Below are 17,827 nucleotides of genomic sequence, written 5' to 3'. Positions count from 1 at the left end.
ACTGTTTCGAGCCTGTATCGGCCCGTCATCGCCCGTTCAGGCGGGCGCTGGCATACCCCTGTCGTACGAGGGGTTTGACCCGGGTCCGGCGCTGATGTCGCCCGGGCAGACCTTTTCGGTGAAGGCGTGAGACCCGGGCACACGGGCCGCGTCAGGGGTGGCGGAGCGGTACGATGGTTCGTCTGTACGGGCGGGTCCTGGGATTCCTGAAGGCGGAGCGGCGGCTGGCCATAGGGTTGGCCGCCACCAACGTCGTGCTGGCGGTGGCGGCCTTCGCCGAACCGCTGCTGATGGGCCGGATCATCGACCAGCTGACCCATCTCAAGCGCGGCGGCGACGCCATGGGCACCATGCTGCCGCTGCTGGCCGCCTGGGTGGCGTTCGGCTTCTTCACCATCGCGGCGGGCGTGTTCATCGCGCTTCACGCCGACCGGCTCGCGCACCGCAACCGCCTGTCGTCGATGGCGAGCTACTTCGAGCACGTCCTCGACCTGCCGCTCGCCTTCCACTCGGCCAACCATTCCGGCCGCGTCCTGAAGGCGATGCTGGAGGGCACCAACGGCATGGCCTGGCTGTGGCTCGGCTTCTTCCGCGACCACCTCGTCGCCCTGGTCTCGCTCGGCGTGCTCCTGCCGATGACCCTGTTCATCAACTGGCAGCTCGGCTCGATCCTGGTGGTGCTGGTGCTGGCCTTCACGGCGCTCACCACCTTCGTGATGCGCCGGACCGAGACGCTCCAGGGTCAGGTCGAGGAATTCAATTCGGGCCTCGCGGCCCACGCCTCGGACGCGCTCGGTAACGTCGCGGTGATCCAGTCCTTCACCCGCGCTAAGGCCGAGAAGGATGCGATGCGCGGCATCATCACCAACCTGCTCGCCGCGCAGATCCCGGTCCTGTCCTGGTGGGCGCTCGCCAACGTGGCGACCCGGGCCTCGGCGACCATCACCATGACGGCGATCTTCGTCACCGGCATCTGGCTCTATCAGGCCGGCACCACGACGGTGGGCGAGGTCGTGGCCTTCATGAGCCTCGCCACCGCCTTCGTGGCCCGGCTCGACCACGTGGTTGGCTTCGTCAACGGCCTGTTCCAGCAGGCGCCGAAGATCGCCGAGTTCTTCGAGATCTACGACACCGTCCCGGCGGTGGCCGACCGGCCGCATGCCCGGCAGGTCGCCCGCTTCGAGGGCGCAGTCACCTTCGACGACGTCGCCTTCTCGTACGATGGAAGACGCCAGGCGCTCGACGGCGTCTCGTTCACCGCCAAGCCCGGCGAGACGATCGCGCTGGTCGGCACCACCGGCTCGGGCAAGTCGACGACGCTCGGCCTCCTGCACCGGAGCTTCGACCCGGCCTCCGGTTCGATCCGGATCGACGGCATGGACATCCGCGACGTCGGCCTCGCCTCCCTGCGCCACAACATCGGCGTGGTGTTCCAGGAGCCGATGCTGTTCGCCCGCTCGATCCGCGAGAACCTGCAGGTCGGCTGCCCCGACGCCACCGACGCCGAGATGCTCGACGCCCTGGAGCGGGCGCAGGCCAGCGCCTTCATGGCGCGCCAGGCCGACGGGCTCGACACGGTGATCGGCGAGCGCGGCCGGTCCCTCTCGGGGGGCGAGCGCCAGCGGCTCTCGATCGCCCGGGCGCTCCTGAAGAACCCGCCGATCCTGATCCTCGACGAGGCGACCTCGGCGCTGGACGCCGCCACCGAGCGCAAGCTCCAGGGCGCGCTGGAGACCGTGATGGAGGGGCGCACCACGTTCGTGATCGCCCACCGCCTCGCGACGATCCGCGACGCCGACCGGATCCTGGTGTTCCACGAGGGCCGGATCGTCGAGGCCGGGACCTTCGACCAGCTGGTGGCCGAGGGCGGCCGCTTCGCCGAGCTCGCCCGGGCGCAGTTCATGGCCGCCCAGGCGGAGGAGGACGAAGGGCTGGCGCTGGCCGCGTGAGGACGGCGCCCGTCCCGACCGGCCAATGCGGCGGGTCGGCTGGCAAGACCCCCGGGATTCCAGTCAGACGCGCGCCGCGGCAAAGCTCCGGCGCGCGTTTGCCTGTGGGGTGCTGAACGACAGGACCATCAGGCGCCGCGTCCCGGTCCGCCGCGTCGCGGCAGGTTTGTCCCCGATCGGACGGGCGGCGGTGCCGGATGCGACGCGGACAGCGGCACAGCGCCTCCTCTCCGCCGGCCGCGCAAACCGCCTTCGCGGGCGGCGGCGGAGACCGCGACCCCGGCGCAGTGAAGAGCGCGAGCGATCGACCGGAACACCCTCACGCCTCCGGATCGCCCGCCCCAGCGATGCGCGCCTTCGGCCGAGTGGCTTCGAACGGGTCCGTGACAGCAAGCCCGGCGCGATCGCCAGGCCGTCGGAAGAGGGTGGGGGATCGCCTCTGATCAGGGCCACGCCCTCGGCCCGCTTCGCATGGTTCCCGCTGGGACAGCTCGGTCGAGCTGCCCCCTCCGTCATCACGAGCGCAGCGAAGTGACCCACGGCACCGCGATCTCCGGGATCGTGGCGCCGACTGGATTGCTTGGCTCCGCTCGCAAGGACGTGCGGCCGAAGGCATCGACCGGGAACGGTCTTACGCGCCCGAGCCCGAGATGTCGGGAGATCCGAGCCCGCACGGGAGGGGGGACCGGCGCGCGGCCCTGATCCCGGCTCGCCGATCCCGACAGGAGGCTTTCAATACAGCCCGCCGGCCTGCGCGGCCCGGTCGGGATCGGCCGGGACCGCCGCGGGGGCCGCCGCCTGGCCGCCGCCGGAGGACGGCGCCACGTAGGAATCCGGCGGCGCGGTGCCGGGCTTGAACGCCTCCAGGATCGTCCCGGCGCCCTCGCCCGAGCCGGCGCGGGTGCCGCTGCCGAGGTTGACGCGGATCAGCTTGATCCCCGGCGGCACGCGGAACGGCGTCGGCGGCTTGTCCTTGAGGGCCGTCTTCAGGAACTCCAGGGCGATCGGCGCGGCGAGCCCACCACCGGTGGCGCGGTCGCCCAGCGAGCGCGGCTTGTCGAACCCGATATAGATGCCGACCGCCAGATCCGGCGAGAAGCCCACGAACCACGCGTCCTTGGCGTCGTTGGTGGTGCCGGTCTTGCCGGCGAGCGGCTTGCCGATCTGCTTCAGGATCGTGGCGGTGCCGCGCTGGACCACGCCCTCCATGATCGAGACCATCTGGTAGGCGGTCAATGGGTCGAGGACCTGCTCGGAATCGTCGACCAGCTTCGGCTCGTCCTGGCCCGACCACTTCTCGGCGTCGCAGCCGATGCACTTGCGGTTGTCGTGGCGGTAGATCGTCTCGCCGATGCGGTCCTGGATCCGGTCGATCAGGGTCGGGCGGATGCGCCGGCCGCCATTGGCCAGCATCGAGTAGGCCGTGACCATGCGCATGACCGTGGTCTCGCCCGCGCCCAGCGACATCGGCAGCACCGGCAGCATGTCGTCGTAGACGCCGAACCGGCGGGCGTACTCGGCGATGAGCGGCATGCCGACATCCTTGGCGAGGCGCACCGTCATCAGGTTCTTCGAGTGCTCGATGCCGTAGCGCAGGGTGTGGGGGCCGCCGGACTTGCCGTCGTAGTTCGAGGGCGTCCAGGCCTCCTGGCCGGGGCCGGCCTCGATGGTGATCGGCGAATCCTGCACGATCGAGGCAGGCGTGTAGCCGTTGTCCAGAGCCGCCGAGTAGACGATCGGCTTGAACGAGGAGCCGGGCTGGCGCATCGCCTGGGTGGCGCGGTTGAACTCGGATTCGTCGTACGAGAAGCCGCCGACCATGGCGTGGACGCGGCCCGTATTCGGGTCCATGGCGACGATCGCGCCGGAGACCTCGGGCTTCTGGCGCAGGCGGAACTGGCCGCGGCCGCCCTCCATCGCCTCGACATAGACCATGTCGCCGGCCTGGAGGTTGGCGCGGCCGGCCCAGCGCATGCCCTCGGGAGGGATCACGCCGGTCTCGCGGTCCTTGCCGACCTGGCCGGACGCCTCGCGCCGGGGCTGCAGGCCGACCTGCACGCCGCCGCCACCGTTGCCCAGCACCACGGCGAGACGCCAGGGCGCTACGTCGCCGAGCGCCGGGACCTCGGCCGCCGCCATGCCCCAGTCGCGCCCGGTCAAGTCGACCTTGGTGACCGGACCGCGCCAGCCATGGGCCTGGTCGTAGCGCACGAGGCCGTCGACCAGCGCCTTGCGGGCCCAGGCCTGCATCTTCGGATCGAGGGTCGCGCGCACCGACAGGCCGCCCTCGTAGAGCTTCTTCTCGCCGTAGCGCTCGGAGATCTCGCGGCGGACCTCCTCGGTGAAGTAGTTGGCGTTGGCGGCGTTCGGGAAGGCGACGCGTGGGTTGACGCCGAGCGGCATCTTCTTGGCGGAGTCCGCCTCCTCGCGGGTGATGTAGCCGTTCTCCGCCATCAGGCGGATGATCTCGTTGCGGCGATCCAAGGCCGCCTGGGTCTTGCGGTAGGGGTGGTAGTTGTTCGGCCCCTTCGGCAGGGCGGCGAGGTAGGCCGCCTCGTTGATGGTCAGCTCGTGGACCGACTTGCCGAAATAGTCGAGCGCCGCCGCGGCCACGCCGTGCAGGTTGCGGCCCGGGACGATCGTGCCGAGGAAGATCTCGTTGAGGTAGAGCTCGAGGATCTTGTCCTTCGAGTAGGCCGCCTCGATCCGGAGCGCCAGCAGCGCCTCCTTGATCTTGCGGTCGTAGGTCTGCTCCGACGAGAGCAGGAAGTTCTTGGCGACCTGCTGGGTGATGGTCGAGGCGCCCTGCCGCTTGCCCGACTTGGCGTTGGTCAGGAAGGCGCGCACGATCCCCTCGGGATCGATGCCGCCGTGCTTGTAGAAGTTCTTGTCCTCGGCCGACAGGAAGGCGGCCACGACGATCTTCGGCATCGCCTGGATCGGCAGGTACAGCCGGCGCTCGCGGGCGTATTCGGCGAGCAGCGAGCCGTCGGCCGCGTGGACGCGGGTCATCACCGGCGGCTCGTAATTGGCGAGTGCCGCGTGGTCCGGCAGGTCTTGGCTGTACTTCCAGTAGAAGTAGCCGCCGACCGCCGCCCCGACCACGAACAGCACCGCCGCGGCGCTGAACAGGATGCCGAAGAAACGAAGGATCAGACGCATCCGGTGTTCCGCTCGTCGCTGGCCCGGCCGCATGCCGGGATCGGCCTACCCGGCGCGTTACGTCCGCTCTCGATGCGGTCGGCCCCCGGATGGTCCCGTCAGGCCCCCTCGGAATGCCGGTTCAGCGGCGGTGCGACGGGGCGTTCGGACGTCCCGTATCGACACTCTATCTATGGTAAAACTGGGGCGACGGCGGCCGAGCGGCGCGTCCCCGTCGGTCGGCCCAGCGTGGCGCGGTTGGTGAAGAACAGGTCGATCGCCTTGGCCATGGAGCCGGTCACGCCGGACCGCCAGTCCGGCGATTGCAGCATCTCCAGGTCACGCTTGCTCGACAGATAACCCAGCTCTACCAGCACGCTCGGCACGTCGGGCGAGCGCAGGACCACGAAGCGCGCCTCGCGGTGGGGCTTGGCGCTCATCTCGATCACCGGGCTCAGCTGGCCCATCAGGGTCCGGGCGAAGCCCGACGAGAAGCCGCGGGTCTCGCGCAGGGTCAGCTCCTGCAGGATGTCGGCGATGTCGGGCGGCGCCTCGGCGGAATCGACGCCGGCGGCGGCGTCGGCCCGGTTCTCGCGCTCGGCAAGCTTGGCGGATTCGGCGTCCGTGGCCTTCTCGGAATTGGTGTAGATCGTGGCGCCGCGCACCTGGGGCGCCGCCGAGATCGAATCGGCGTGGATCGACACGAACAGGTCAGCCTTGGCCTCGCGGGCGAGGCGCACGCGCTCGGCCAGCGGCACGAACACGTCGCGGTCGCGGGTCATCCGGACCCGGTAGCGGCCGCCCGCCTCCAGCTTCGCGACCAGCGCCTGGGCGAATCCGAACACAATGTCCTTCTCGAACACGCCGCCCACCGCGATCGCGCCGGGATCGGTGCCGCCATGACCGGCATCGACCATGATCAGCGGGCGCTGGTCGGCGGGTTCTGGGGCGGCGGTCCGGGCCTGGGCCGGGGCGGGATCGGCCGCGGCGGCCGCCTTGCGGAACGCGTCGCGGTCGGTTCGCTGCAGCGGGATCGTGAGCAGGACGGCGCCGTCCCGGGGGCGGGTCGCCGTCTCGATCTTACCGACCGTGGCGGGCGAGGCGAGATCGATGACGATGCGGGAGCGCCCGGGAGCGAACAGGCCGTAGCGGAAGGATTGCACGAGGCCGTCGCGGCGGCTCCCGGTGCCGGATTCGAGCTGGAAGTTGACCTCCGGCAGGTCGATCACGGCCCGGTCGGGCCGCTCCATCACGAAGCCGCGGGCCTCGACCGCCCGGGACAGGGTCAGGGTCAGGCGCGTGGTGCCCGCCTGGGTCGCGAGATCGGCCCCGATGGCCACGGCCGGCTTGTCGCCGTTCTGCGCGACGACCGGCGCTCCCGCCGACGCCGCGGACAGCGCGACGGCGAGGCAGAGACAGGCGGAACGGATCTGGCGCGCACAGCTCGGCATCGGTCCGGTATCATCTCCCGTGCCCTCCGTTACGGCATGGGACCGGCATGGTTAACGGACTCTTGCCGCGGCCGGTTCGATCCGGCCGCCGTTGTTGCGGTGAGGCGACAATGGCCGGGGCCGCCCCCGGCGTGCCGAATCAGCGGAACGCGACGACGCGGCTTGCCTTGCCGACCACCGTGACCCAGCAGGTCAGGGAAGCGTCGGCAGCGCGCTGGACCTCGCCGACCTGCAGGCGGATCAGGTCGGCCGGCGTGCGGGCGCCCGAGAGGGCGCGCAGATGCGCGAAGGCGGCCTCACCCTCGCCCCGCACGTAGCGGGCGATGGTCGAGCCGATCTCGACGACGTCGAGGCGGTCGGGGGCGAAGGCGATCCGGTTCGGCTCCGCGAGGCCGGAGGCCTCCGGTGCCGCGGCCAGGACGGTCTCCGCCGCGATCTCGTCAGCGGGCGTCTCCGGAATCGCCGCGGCGATGGTCTCGAAGGTTTCCTGGGTCGGTGCAGCCTCAGCCAATGCAGCCTCGGCCATTGCGACCTGCGGTTCGGTTGCCTCGGGGATCAGCGCGCTCGCGGGAGCGGGGTCCGGCGCCGTCTCCGGTGTGCCGGCCACGACGGCGGCCGTCTCGATCGCGGATTTCTCGGCGTGGCTCTCGGTCGGGGTCGGCGCGTCCGCCTCCCGGGGCGGCTTCGCCTCCCAGGTGGAACGGCTTCCTCTCGGTCGACGCGGCTTTCCCATCGCGCGATCTCCTCCTGTCGGCTTCAGCCCGTCCTGACGGAGCGGCGGCCGGAGGTGATGCGCGGCCGGCCCGCCCGCGGTGTCGGCGCCGGACGCGTGGTGCCCGGGCGTCCGATCGTGGAATCCGGCCGGCGCACTCGACCGCCCGGATCCCGGAATGCGTCCCCGACCGCCAGGATCGGGGACGGAAAGGCCGGCCTCAGCGGGCGACGGCGTTCTGGGCGAGGGCGCCGTAATCCTTGGCCTGAGCCTGGAGGGCGGCGAACTGGCTGCGGACGAACTCGGACTGCAGCTCGAACGCCTCGCGGAGATCCTTCGTACGCACGAGCTTCTGGGCGAAGTCGAAGGTCGCGTTGGCGTTGGTCTGGGCGTGATCGAAGCCCTTCACGACCGCGGCGCTGAGGGTCGACTGGAAGGTCTGGCCCGAAGCCTGGACCTGCTCGGCCGCCTTGACGGCGTTGGCCATCATGGTGCCGACGGCGTTCCGGGCCTGATCGACGCTCTTCTCGGCGAAGTCGCGCATCTCGGTCGGGATCTCGAAGTTCGGGGTCTGCATCGATGTCTCCAGCCTGATTTTTGGAGCGGGACGCCGGATGCGTCCGCGGTGACGCGCCTCTATATGTTGCACTGCAACAAGAAGTCAAGTGCATGTTCCGGGGCGCTTCGGGCCCGGCAAGAGCCGATAAAATGCCGAATCGCTGATCTCGGAAGTCATCAGCCCGTGGCTCGGCCGCGACAGCAGCAGGCGATCAAGCTCTGCCATTCCGATACGCGGTATCGATTGCTGATCCCCGAGGAGAGCCGCATTACAAAAAACTATCCCGCTGTCCAGAGGGGCGCGAACGGATCGTGAAGACTACTGGCATGCCAGTAGTCTCGGTCTGCCTCAAGACCGAGGCGAGACAGCCGGCTGGTCCCGATGCTGCATTGCACCAGGCGTAGGGACCGGCAGCGCGGCGTAGAGCGCCCGGAGGGCCGTCGCGTGGGCTTCCAGACCGCTCGGCGCAGAGCGAGACATCCTGTAAGCCTCCGCCCCGAGGGCGGCGGCCAGGGCATCGTCCCGCAGGGCCGTGAAGGCCGCCGCCAGCGGCCCGACCTCCGGGGCGACCACGAAGCCGGTCCGACCGTGCCGGACCTTCTCGGCGGCACCGGACCGGTCGGAGGCGACCACCGGGATCCCGGCCGCCAACGCCTCGTAGACGGTGAGCGGCCCGGTCTCGTACCAGCGCGACGGCGCGGCCAGCGCCCGGGCGCGGGACCGAAGAATCTCCCAGACCCGATCGGGGCTCTGCCAGCCGATGACCGTGACCCCGTCCCGGGCGCGCAACTCCGCCTCCAGGGGGCCGGTGCCGATGAACAGGGCGGGCAGGCCGGCGGTCCGGGCGGCGTCGGCCACGAGGTCGGCGCCCTTCTCGCGGGTCAGGCGGCCGACATACGCCACGGCGTCGCCGCGCCCCGGCTCGGCCGGCGGCCCGTCCGCGACCCGGACGGGATTGTCGACCCGGTGGTGCGTGACGGCGTAGCCGCCGAGCAGGTCTCCGAGCCGCCGTCGGCTGGCGTCGCAGACATGGACGACATGGAGCGGGCGCCGCCGGGTCACCTGCCGCAGCGCCGCGGCCCGGGCGACGCGCACGAGCTTGTGGGCGGGGCTGCGCGGGTCACAGGGGGCCGCGAGGCAGGCGGCCGACAGGGGCGCGAGGCCGCAGGGCTCGGCCCGGTCGAACCGGTAGTAGACGCCGTTCGGGCAGGCCAGGGCGTAGTCGTGCAGGGTGACGACCAGCGGCGCGCCGGCACCGGACAGGACCGGGAAGATCGCGGGCGACAGGGTGCGGGTCCATTGGTGCAGGTGGATGCAGTCCGGCCGCGTCGGGAGGCCGTCGATCGCCGCGGCGAGCCGGCGCGCCGCGTCCGCGTGCCAGATCCCCGCCGCCGCCGCCCGGACGCCACCGAGGGACCAGATATCCGGCAGGCCGAGGACGATCCGCCGGATGCCGGGGTGGTCGAGGAGCGGATCCACCGGACCCGCGATGGCCTGGATGAAGCTGACCGCCAGACCGGCCTCGGCGAGGCCGCGGGCCGATTCCAGAGCGACCTTCTCGGCCCCGCCGCTGGCGGCCGCGAATTCGGCCAGGATCACGACGTGCATGGAGATCGTCTCGACATCAGCGGCCGGGACGATGGCGGAAACCGGTTTACGGGCGATCAACCGCGGCGGGTTACAGACTTCGATCCCGGATCGGAGCGGCGGAGTTCCTGACGTGCACGTCGTCCTCGTCGCAGATCACGCCGCGATCAACGGCGGCCAGGCCAAGGTGGCGATCGAATCCGCCCTGGGGCTCGCCGCCCGCGGCGTCCGGGTCAGCCTGTTCGCGGCCGTCGGACCGGTGGATCCGCGCCTGGAGCCCGCCGGCATCCGGGTGGTCTGCCTGGAGCAGGACGACGTCACCACGGCGCGCAGCAAGCTGGCCTTCGCGGCCCAGGCGATCTGGAACGGGGCGGCGCGCCGCGCCCTCGCGCGGGAACTCGCCGCCTGCGATCCCCGCGACACCGTGGTGCACGTCCACGCCTTCGCCAAGGCGCTGTCGCCGTCGATCGGCACGGCGCTGCGGGCCTCGGGCCTGCCCTGCCTCTACACGATGCACGAGTTCTTCCTGGTCTGCCCCACCGGCGGCTTCTACGCCTATCCGGAGCAGCGGATCTGCCACCGGACCCCGATGTCGGCCGCCTGCATCGGGGCGAATTGCGACGCGCGCAGCTATCCGCGCAAGGTTGCCCGGATGATCCGCCATGTCGGGCTTAGCCATGTGGCCCGGCTGCCGGAGCTGTTTTCCCACGTCGTCACCATCAGCGACCTCCAGGAGAGCGTCGTCCGGCCGTTGATGCCCCCCGGCACCGTGTTCCACCGGGTCGACAACCCGATCGCGGTGGCGCGGGCGCCGGTGCCCGGAGACGCGCCGGGCGATTTCCTGTTCGTGGGGCGGATCTCCACCGAGAAGGGCGCGCCGATCTTTGCCGAGGCGGCCCGGCGGGCGGGGGTGCGGGCGGTGTTCGTGGGCGACGGTCCGGAGCGGGCCGACCTCGCTGCGCGCTATCCCGAAGCGGAGATGCGCGGCTGGCGCGACGCGGCCGGCGTGCAGGCGTTGATGCGGCAAGCCCGCGCCTTGGTCTTCCCGAGCGTCTGGTACGAGGGCCAGCCGCTCACCGTCTACGAAGCCCTGGCCTGCGGCACGCCGGTGATCGTGAGCGACGCCTGCGCGGGTCGCGAGGCAGTCACCGACGGCGAGACCGGGTTCTGGTTCCACTCGGGCGATCCGGACGCGCTCGCCGACCATCTGCGGCGCCTGTCGGACAACACCCTCGCGGCCCGCATGGGCCGGGCCGCCTACGATCGCTACTGGGCGGCACCGCTGAGCCTCGACGCGCATCTCGACCGTCTCGGAGACGTCTACGAGGCGGTGCTGCGCGGGGCCGCCGCCCGCGCGGCGATCGGCGGCCCGGTCGAGCGGCCGCTCGCGACCGCCTGAACCGTCCGGGTCGGACAATCGCGCGCTCCGCTCCGGAACCTGCGCCGGATGACACCCATCCGTCACCCCGGGGCCGCGCAGCGGAGCCCGGGATCCAGACCCGCCGACGCGTCAAGATCTGCACCGACGGCGAGTCTGGGTTGCCCGCCTCCGGCGTGCCCCTACGGGTCCGGGCTCGCCTGCGGCGCCCCGGGATGACGCGGCTCGGCGCCGATATGAGACGGGGATCATGTGCAGCGGAGCGGTCCGCCCGATGCCCTTTCCGTACCAGCCGGCCGGATTGACGCGCCGGCGTGGAAAGTTCGGAAACACCCGCCGCGCCTCGCGTTGATGCGCACCGGCACCCTTGCGTGCCCCCGTCACCGATGAGCGACCGACATGGCCGAGGACCACAAGCCGAACGAGACCAAGCCGGGCTTCCAGCAGGGCAGCGCCAAGCCGGGCGACGCGAAGAATCCCGACAACAAGCAGGAGAAGTTGAACGAGCGTCTGGACGACGCCCTGGAGGAGACCTTCCCGTCGAGCGACCCGGTCTCGGTGAAGATCACCAAATAGGCGCTCCGCAGGCGCCTGCCGGGTGGCGTCAGGCCGCCCGGCCGCCGAAGGAACCGTCCGCGGCGCGCGCGATCAGCTGCCGCGCCGCCGGCGCCGGGACCGGACGACTGAACAGGAAGCCCTGGACCTCGTCGTAGCCCTCGGCGCGCAGCATCGCGAGCTGCTCGGCGGTCTCGACGCCCTCCGCCGTCGTGGCGATGCCCAGGCTCGTGCCGAGGCTCGCCACCGCCCGCACGATCGCCGTGCAATGGGTGTTCTCGCCGACCTGGCTGACGAAGGACCGGTCGAGCTTGATCTTGTCGAACGGGAAGCTGCGCAGGTAGCTGAGGCTCGAATAGCCGGTCCCGAAATCGTCCATGGCGATGCGGATCCCCATCGCCCGGAGCGCGTGCAGGGTCGCGAGATTGGCGGCGCTGTCGGCCAGCAGGACCGACTCGGTGATCTCCAGCTCGAGACGACGCGGGTCGAGCCCGGAGGCCGCGAGCGCGTCGCGCACGGTCTCGACGAGGCTGCGGTTGCGGAACTGAACCGGGGAGAGGTTGACCGCGAGCCGGATCGCCTCCGGCCAGGCGGCCACCTCGGCGAAGGCGGTCTGCATCACCCAGGCTCCGATCGGGACGATCAGGCCCGTCTCCTCGGCGAGCGGTACGAACTCGGCCGGCGAGACCGAACCGTGCTCGGGGTGGTGCCAGCGCAGCAGCGCCTCGAAGGCGAGGATCCGGTCGGCCTGCGCGCTCATCAGCGGCTGGTAGACGAGCGAGAACTGCTCCCGGGCCAGGGCCTCGCGCAGCTCGTTCTCGCGCCGCCGCCGCGCCTGGACCCAGGCATCCATCTCCGGCTCGAAGCACCGGAAGGTGCCGCCGCCCTCCGCCTTCGCCCGATACAGGGCGAGGTCGGCGTTCTTCATCAGCGTCTCGGGATCGGTCCCGTCGCGCGGCAGGCAGGCCACGCCGATGCTGGTGCCGATATGGCAATCCTGGCCGTCCAGGCGGAACGGACGGGCGAGCTCGGCGATGACGCGCGCGATCAGCCCGTCGGCGAGCACCGGCAGGCCGATCCCGCGCACGAGGATCGCGAACTCGTCGCCGCCGAGCCGGGCGACCAGGTCGTCCTTGTTCAGGCATCCGGCGATCCGCTCAGCGGCCTCGCGCAGCAGCGCGTCGCCGACCGGATGGCCGAGCGTGTCGTTCACGATCTTGAACTTGTCGAGGTCGAGGCAGAGCAGCACCGATTCCTCGCCGTTCCGGGCGTGGCGCGCGATCGCCTCGCCGAGGCGGTCCCGGAACAGCACCCGGTTCGGCAGGCCGGTGAGCGCGTCGTGGTGGGCCATGTGGGCGATGCGCGCCTCCGCCAGGCGGCGCTCGGTCATGTCGATCGCGGCCTCGAGGACGGCCTGCTCGCCGCCGAACGGCAGGGCCCGCTCGAACAGGGAGACCTCGATGGCCGAGCCGTCGGCGCGGCGGTGCAGCGCGCCGGTGGCGGGCAGGCCGAGGCCCGGCGCCTCCTCGGGAGCGATGACCAGATCGGCGGGCGCGCGGGCCAGGAACTGATCGCGGCTGTAGCCATAATGGGCGATGGCCGCGTCGTTGACCGCCAGGAACCGGTCGCGCGCCTCGGCCACGACCCACATCGGCACCGGGTTGTTCTCGAACAGGAGCCGGAACGAGGCCTCCCGGGCCTTGATGTCGCCGACATCCGTCATGGTGATCGACAGGAGGTCGCCGACGCAGCCCGCCTCGACCTTGAGGTACAGGGTCCCTCCGTCGGACTGGGGCCGGCTCAGCTCGAAGGCCTCGCGGCCGCCCCGCTCGACCATGGCGGCCAGCGTGGCGATCGTCCGGGCGGTGATCGTCCCCGGGAACAGGTGACCCACGCGCTGCCATTGCAGGACGGACGCGGGACGCTCCAGAAGGCGCTCGGCCCCTTCGTTGAGGGCGACGATCTTGAAATCGACCGGGCGCCCGTCGCCGTCCCGGACAGTGCTCAAGGCCAGGATGCCCTGGTCGGTGGCAGTGAACATCGCCTGGACGAGCTCGGTCCGGACGCTCGCGGCGTCGAGCCCGAGCAGCACGAAGGGCTCGCCCCAGCGGTTGCCCAGGGGCAGGCCGACCAGGCTGGTCGAGGTGACGACGCCGGCGGCGAGGCGGTCGCATCGGCCGTGGGCCGGCTCGCCGGTGGCGAGGGCGGCCGCCACGACCTCGTCGATGGGCTGACGGAGATCGACCGGGAAGGCGTGAACCGGGACGGACTCGACCGGGACGGGTGCGACCGGACGGCCGGCCGGATCCTGCGCCAGCCAGGCGCCGAACTCTTGGCCGGCCCAGAGGATCCCGGTGGCCTGGCCGTCGCGGGTCGTCACAAGGGCGGCCCGGTCGGCGAGCCGCCCGAGGCTGCCCAGGACGACAGCCTCGTAGGACGGCAGGGGGTCTCCCGGCGATCGACACTCCTGCCAGTGGCGCAGGAGGCTCTTCCCGGTCTGCAGATTTGCGTGCTGCGCGCTCACTGAGCCGCCCCAGTCGTTGACCGGGGCCAGCAAGCGGGGGACTTCGTTTAAGCGAGGTTCATGCGCTGGCTTATAATCCCATGAACGACGCTATTCCCCAGATTTATACTGGTATTCAGGCTGCTTCCAGCAGCCTGCGGGCGATCACCTGGGCCTGAATCTCCGCCGCGCCCTCGAAGATCGAGAGGATGCGGGCGTCGCACAGGATCCGGCTCACCGGGTATTCCAGCGCGAAGCCGTTGCCGCCGTGAATCTGCAGGGCGTTGTCGGCCGCCGCCCAGGCGACGCGGGCGCCGAGCAGCTTGGCCATCCCGGCCTCCAGGTCGCAGCGCTTGCCCTCGTCCTTCTCGCGGGCCGAGAAGTAGGTGAGCTGGCGGGCGATGTTGATCTCCACCGCCATCATGGCGAGCTTGTCGGCGACCCGCGGGAAGCTGACCAGCGCCTTGCCGAACTGGACGCGCTCCTCGGCGTAGCGCAGGCCGACGTCGAGGGCCGACTGGGCGACGCCGATGGCGCGCGCCGCCGTCTGGATGCGGGCCGACTCGAAAGTCTGCATCAGCTGGGCGAAGCCCTTGCCCTCGACCTCGCCCAGGAGGTTGCCGGCCGGGACCTCGAAGCCCTCGAAGGCCAGCTCGTACTCCTTCATGCCGCGGTAGCCGAGCACCTCGATCTCGCCGCCCGACAGGCCCTGGACCGGGAACGGATCCTCGTCGGTGCCGCGCGGCTTCTCGGCGATCAGCATGGAGAGGCCGCGGTGGCCCTTCTCCTCCGGCTTGGTCCGGACCAGAACCGTCATGATGTCGGCGCGGACCGGGTGGGTGATCCAGGTCTTGTTGCCGCTGATCTTCCACGTGTCGCCGTCCTTGACGGCCTTGGTGCGCAGGCTGGCCAGATCCGAACCCGTGTTCGGCTCGGTGAAGACGGCGGTGGGCAGGATGTCGCCGCTGGCGATCTTCGGCAGGAAGCGCTGCTTCTGCTCCTCGGTGCCGCCGCACAGGATCAGCTCGGCGGCGATCTCCGAGCGGGTGCCCAGCGAGCCGACGCCGATATAGGCCCGGGACAGCTCCTCCGAGACCACGCACATGGCGGTCTTCGGCAGGCCCATGCCGCCGTATTCCTCGGGGATCGTCAGGCCGAAGACGCCGAGCTCGGCCATCTTGGTCACGATCTCCATCGGGATGTAGGCATTCTTCAGGTGCCACTCATGCGCCTGATCGACCACCTCGGCCTTGCCGAAGCGGCGCATCTCGGAGCGGATCGCCTCCATGTCCTCGTCGAGGCCCGAGGCGCCGACAGTCGCCGCGCCGCCGCCGTCGCGCATCTGCGCCACCAGGGCGGCGCGGTTCTCGGGCGTGTTGCCCTCGGCGATCAGGGTCTCGACCGCGTCGGTGCGATACGGGGCCACCTCCTTGGCGGACAGGCCGAGGGAGCCGGTGAGGCGGACCATCTCGCCCTGGCTCATCGGGATGCCGGAGAAGAGCTGGTCGAGATATTCGCCAGCGCCGATCCGGACGAGGAGCGCCTCGGTCTCGCCGAACCGGCCCTCGGCCTGGAGGCGCTCGGCATAGCCGCCGAGTTCGGCGACCGCCTCCGCGTAGGTTGCGAGCCAGGCGAGCCCGTGGGCGGCGTGCTGCTGGCTCTCGAGCTTGGCCGCGTCGATCCGCCCATCCGTCCCGAGGATCCGCGTGCGGACCCGCCGCGTGGCCTCGGCGGCCAGCGCCTTGGCACTCGCGCCGGCGCTCTTGGTCAGGGACACGAGGTCCTGCGGCTCGGTCTGGATGGCGGGGGATGCGGACATGGTTTTTTGCTCGCGTGGCGTCTTCTTGGATCGGGTCTTTTAACCTGTTCGGATCCCGGGCCGAAGCAGATTTCGTTTGCGGCGTCTTGAACTGAAGTTGAATGCCCGGCGACTTGGCGCGGGCGTGCTCGACTTGGAAACTCCGAGTCTCGCCTTGATCCTGCTCGACCTCATCCGAGTGCCCGGATGCGCAGCGAAGTCCTTGAAGGAGCCCGGCCGGCCCCGATTCAGCGTTTCTGCTCGCACCGCGTCTTCACGTAGGCCCCGTCCTCACCCTTGAAGCCGGCATTGGCCGCCAGGACCGGTCCCTGGACCAGGCATTCCTGAAGCGTGTGGGCCGGGCCGGTGATCACGTCGATGGCGGTGTCGCGCGAGCAGTCGGGCGCCTGGACGGAGGCGGCACAGATCAGGGCGACGACGATAATTGAATTCATGATGCCTCCCAGAGGCCCGGCTTTTCGGACGGCGGGCGGCGTCTACCGAAAGATGGATCCGTCAGGCCTGGTTCCACCGGACCGGATGCCCCGACCTTGCTGACGGCGCAAAGCCACGCAGTGTCGCGCCCCCTCCCAGCGTGGCGCGTCCCTGGGGCCCTTCGCCGCGCGTGATGAGCGCGCGCGTCACACCAGCGCCGGAAGATCCGCGCCGGCCTCGATCGTCTCCGGGCTCGGCACCCGGTTCTCGCCCAGGAGGTGCAGGAAGGCCGTGAAGGCCGGGTTGCGGCCGATGCTGCAGGCCGCGACGGCGCGTCCCGCACGGACGTAATAGGCGATGAAGTCGAGTGCATCGGGATCACCCTGCAGGATGATGCGGTCGAAATCCGGCGCATAACCGCCGTAATCCAGCCGCTTGTCCCCCTGGTTGCTCCAGAAGAACGGCGCACCGGAGAACGCGTCGGTCGCGCCCAGGATCGCCCGGGCCGCGTGGGTTCCGTGCTGCTGCGCCAGCCGCCAGTGCTCGATCCGGGCGGTGACCCCGCTGCCGCGCTCCGGGAAGGCCGCGATGTCGCCGGCGATCCAGACGCCGTCGGCGAGCCTCAGGTCGGCGCCGACCGGCAGGCCGCCGTGCTCATCGGGCTCCACCCCGGCGACGATCCCGGTCTCCGGCGCGGCGCCGGCGCCGATCAGCACGATGTCGGCCGGGAGCCGCGCCCCGGACTCGGTCTCGACCGCCTCGACGGAGCCGGTGCCCCTGATGCGCGCGACGCTGCCCGTGACGAAGGTCACGCCGGTTGCCGGCATGGTAGCGCTTCAGGGCCGCGCCGACGGCCTCGCCGAAGCGCTTGGCGAAGGGGATCTCCTCCCGGGACAGGATCGTCACCGACAGGCCGCGCTTGGTCAGGAAGGCTGCGGCCTCCAGGCCGATGAAGCCCGCGCCGATCACCACCACGCGCCGGGCGTGCTCGGCCGCCGCGCTGAGCCGCACGGCGTCGTCGAGGCTGCGCAGGGTCATCACGCCGTCGAGGTCCCGGCCGGCGAAGTCCGGCACGACGGCGCGGCTGCCGGTGGCGATCAGCAGGGCGTCGCCGGTGAGCACCCGCCCGTCCGCCAGGGTGACGCTGCGGGCGGCGGGATCGATCCGGGTCGCCTCAGCCTCAATCCGCTCGACCCGGTGGGCGGCGGCGAAATCCGGCTCCAGCAGGGTCTTCTCCGCGGGCGTGGGCTTGGCCAGGAACTGCTTGGACAGCTTGGTCCGGTCGTAGGGCGGACGGGCCTCCCGGCCGACCATCGTGATCGTGCCGGCATAGCCCTCCCGGCGCAGGGTCGTGACGCCGGCGACCGCCGCCGCGCCGGTGCCGACGATCAGGACATGGGCGACGGGCGTCTCAGCGCGCCTGGCCGGGGCGGGTTCCGGGGTCAGCAAAGCCACCGCCTCGCCGCCCTCGATCCGGACCGGATAGCGGGTGAGCGCCTCCAGCGCCGGCGGCTCCTCCAGGCTGCCGTCGGCGACAGCGAAGGCGGCCTTGTGCCACGGGCAGTAGAGCCGGCCGCCGCAGATCTCACCCTTGGCGAGGGGCGCCCCGAGATGCGGGCATTTCGCCTGGAAGGCGCGCACCCCGTCGGCGTCGCGCACGAACAGCACCGCATCGTCGCCGGCCTTGCCCTCGGCCTTGCCGCCGAGGGGGATCGCGTCGAGGGCGAGACGGATCTCGCGGGGCTTGTCCTGATCCATC

12 protein-coding genes and 1 pseudogene are annotated in these 17,827 nt (G+C 71.1%); 3 read left to right on the top strand and 10 right to left on the bottom strand.

Going from position 1 to position 17,827, the window contains the following annotated elements:
• Positions 1-173 precede the first annotated feature (173 nt).
• Positions 174-1,949 (top strand): glucan ABC transporter ATP-binding protein/ permease, encoded by a 1,776-nt coding sequence (locus ABIE45_RS03580; RefSeq protein WP_192710620.1) that lies wholly within the window; start codon positions 174-176, stop codon positions 1,947-1,949.
• Positions 1,950-2,681: 732 nt separating this feature from the next.
• On the opposite strand, the gene ABIE45_RS03575 is transcribed toward ABIE45_RS03580, so the two are convergent.
• The 5 genes from ABIE45_RS03575 to ABIE45_RS03555 all read right to left on the bottom strand — a co-directional run bounded on the left by ABIE45_RS03575 (position 2,682) and on the right by ABIE45_RS03555 (position 9,420).
• The gene (locus ABIE45_RS03575) at positions 2,682-5,111 is read right to left on the bottom strand and encodes a penicillin-binding protein 1A (RefSeq protein ID WP_192710621.1); all 2,430 of its coding nucleotides are present in this window, start codon (positions 5,109-5,111) and stop codon (positions 2,682-2,684) included.
• A gap of 170 nt (positions 5,112-5,281) precedes the next feature.
• The gene (locus ABIE45_RS03570) at positions 5,282-6,541 is read right to left on the bottom strand and encodes an N-acetylmuramoyl-L-alanine amidase (protein ID WP_192710622.1); all 1,260 of its coding nucleotides are present in this window, start codon (positions 6,539-6,541) and stop codon (positions 5,282-5,284) included.
• 139 nt (positions 6,542-6,680) lie between these two features.
• Positions 6,681-7,274, bottom strand: coding sequence for a hypothetical protein (locus ABIE45_RS03565; RefSeq protein ID WP_192710623.1), 594 nt, complete (start codon positions 7,272-7,274; stop codon positions 6,681-6,683).
• Between the two features lie 199 nt (positions 7,275-7,473).
• On the bottom strand, positions 7,474-7,830 hold the full coding sequence (locus ABIE45_RS03560; RefSeq protein WP_192710624.1) for a phasin: 357 nt from the start codon (positions 7,828-7,830) through the stop codon (positions 7,474-7,476).
• Positions 7,831-8,160: 330 nt separating this feature from the next.
• The gene (locus ABIE45_RS03555) at positions 8,161-9,420 is read right to left on the bottom strand and encodes a glycosyltransferase (protein ID WP_192710625.1); all 1,260 of its coding nucleotides are present in this window, start codon (positions 9,418-9,420) and stop codon (positions 8,161-8,163) included.
• Between the two features lie 112 nt (positions 9,421-9,532).
• Here ABIE45_RS03555 and ABIE45_RS03550 point away from each other — a divergent pair, with 112 nt between their 5' ends.
• Together ABIE45_RS03550 and ABIE45_RS03545 are read left to right on the top strand one after the other, a co-directional pair.
• On the top strand, positions 9,533-10,798 hold the full coding sequence (locus tag ABIE45_RS03550) for a glycosyltransferase family 4 protein (protein ID WP_192710626.1): 1,266 nt from the start codon (positions 9,533-9,535) through the stop codon (positions 10,796-10,798).
• A 378-nt stretch (positions 10,799-11,176) separates the two neighbouring features.
• Positions 11,177-11,353, top strand: coding sequence for a hypothetical protein (locus tag ABIE45_RS03545; protein ID WP_192710627.1), 177 nt, complete (start codon positions 11,177-11,179; stop codon positions 11,351-11,353).
• A gap of 28 nt (positions 11,354-11,381) precedes the next feature.
• Here ABIE45_RS03545 and ABIE45_RS03540 read toward each other — a convergent pair whose 3' ends face one another.
• The 5 genes and pseudogenes from ABIE45_RS03540 to ABIE45_RS03520 form a co-directional block, all read right to left on the bottom strand.
• Positions 11,382-13,835 (bottom strand): putative bifunctional diguanylate cyclase/phosphodiesterase, encoded by a 2,454-nt coding sequence (locus ABIE45_RS03540; protein ID WP_373622841.1) that lies wholly within the window; start codon positions 13,833-13,835, stop codon positions 11,382-11,384.
• Between the two features lie 136 nt (positions 13,836-13,971).
• Positions 13,972-15,654, bottom strand: a complete 1,683-nt coding sequence (locus tag ABIE45_RS03535; RefSeq protein ID WP_192710628.1) for an acyl-CoA dehydrogenase family protein — start codon at positions 15,652-15,654, stop codon at positions 13,972-13,974.
• A 227-nt stretch (positions 15,655-15,881) separates the two neighbouring features.
• Positions 15,882-16,088, bottom strand: a complete 207-nt coding sequence (locus ABIE45_RS03530; protein ID WP_192710629.1) for a hypothetical protein — start codon at positions 16,086-16,088, stop codon at positions 15,882-15,884.
• A gap of 186 nt (positions 16,089-16,274) precedes the next feature.
• Positions 16,275-16,895 (bottom strand): oxidoreductase C-terminal domain-containing protein, encoded by a 621-nt coding sequence (locus ABIE45_RS03525; RefSeq protein ID WP_373622148.1) that lies wholly within the window; start codon positions 16,893-16,895, stop codon positions 16,275-16,277.
• A gap of 52 nt (positions 16,896-16,947) precedes the next feature.
• Positions 16,948-17,826 (bottom strand): annotated as a pseudogene (locus ABIE45_RS03520) (FAD-dependent oxidoreductase); the annotation flags it as partial.
• Between the last annotated feature and the right edge of the window lies 1 nt (position 17,827).

It is taken from the genome of Methylobacterium sp. OAE515, assembly GCF_041806315.1.
GTDB classification, from domain to species: domain Bacteria; phylum Pseudomonadota; class Alphaproteobacteria; order Rhizobiales; family Beijerinckiaceae; genus Methylobacterium; species Methylobacterium tardum.
This window is presented reverse-complemented; position numbering and strand designations above follow the sequence as displayed.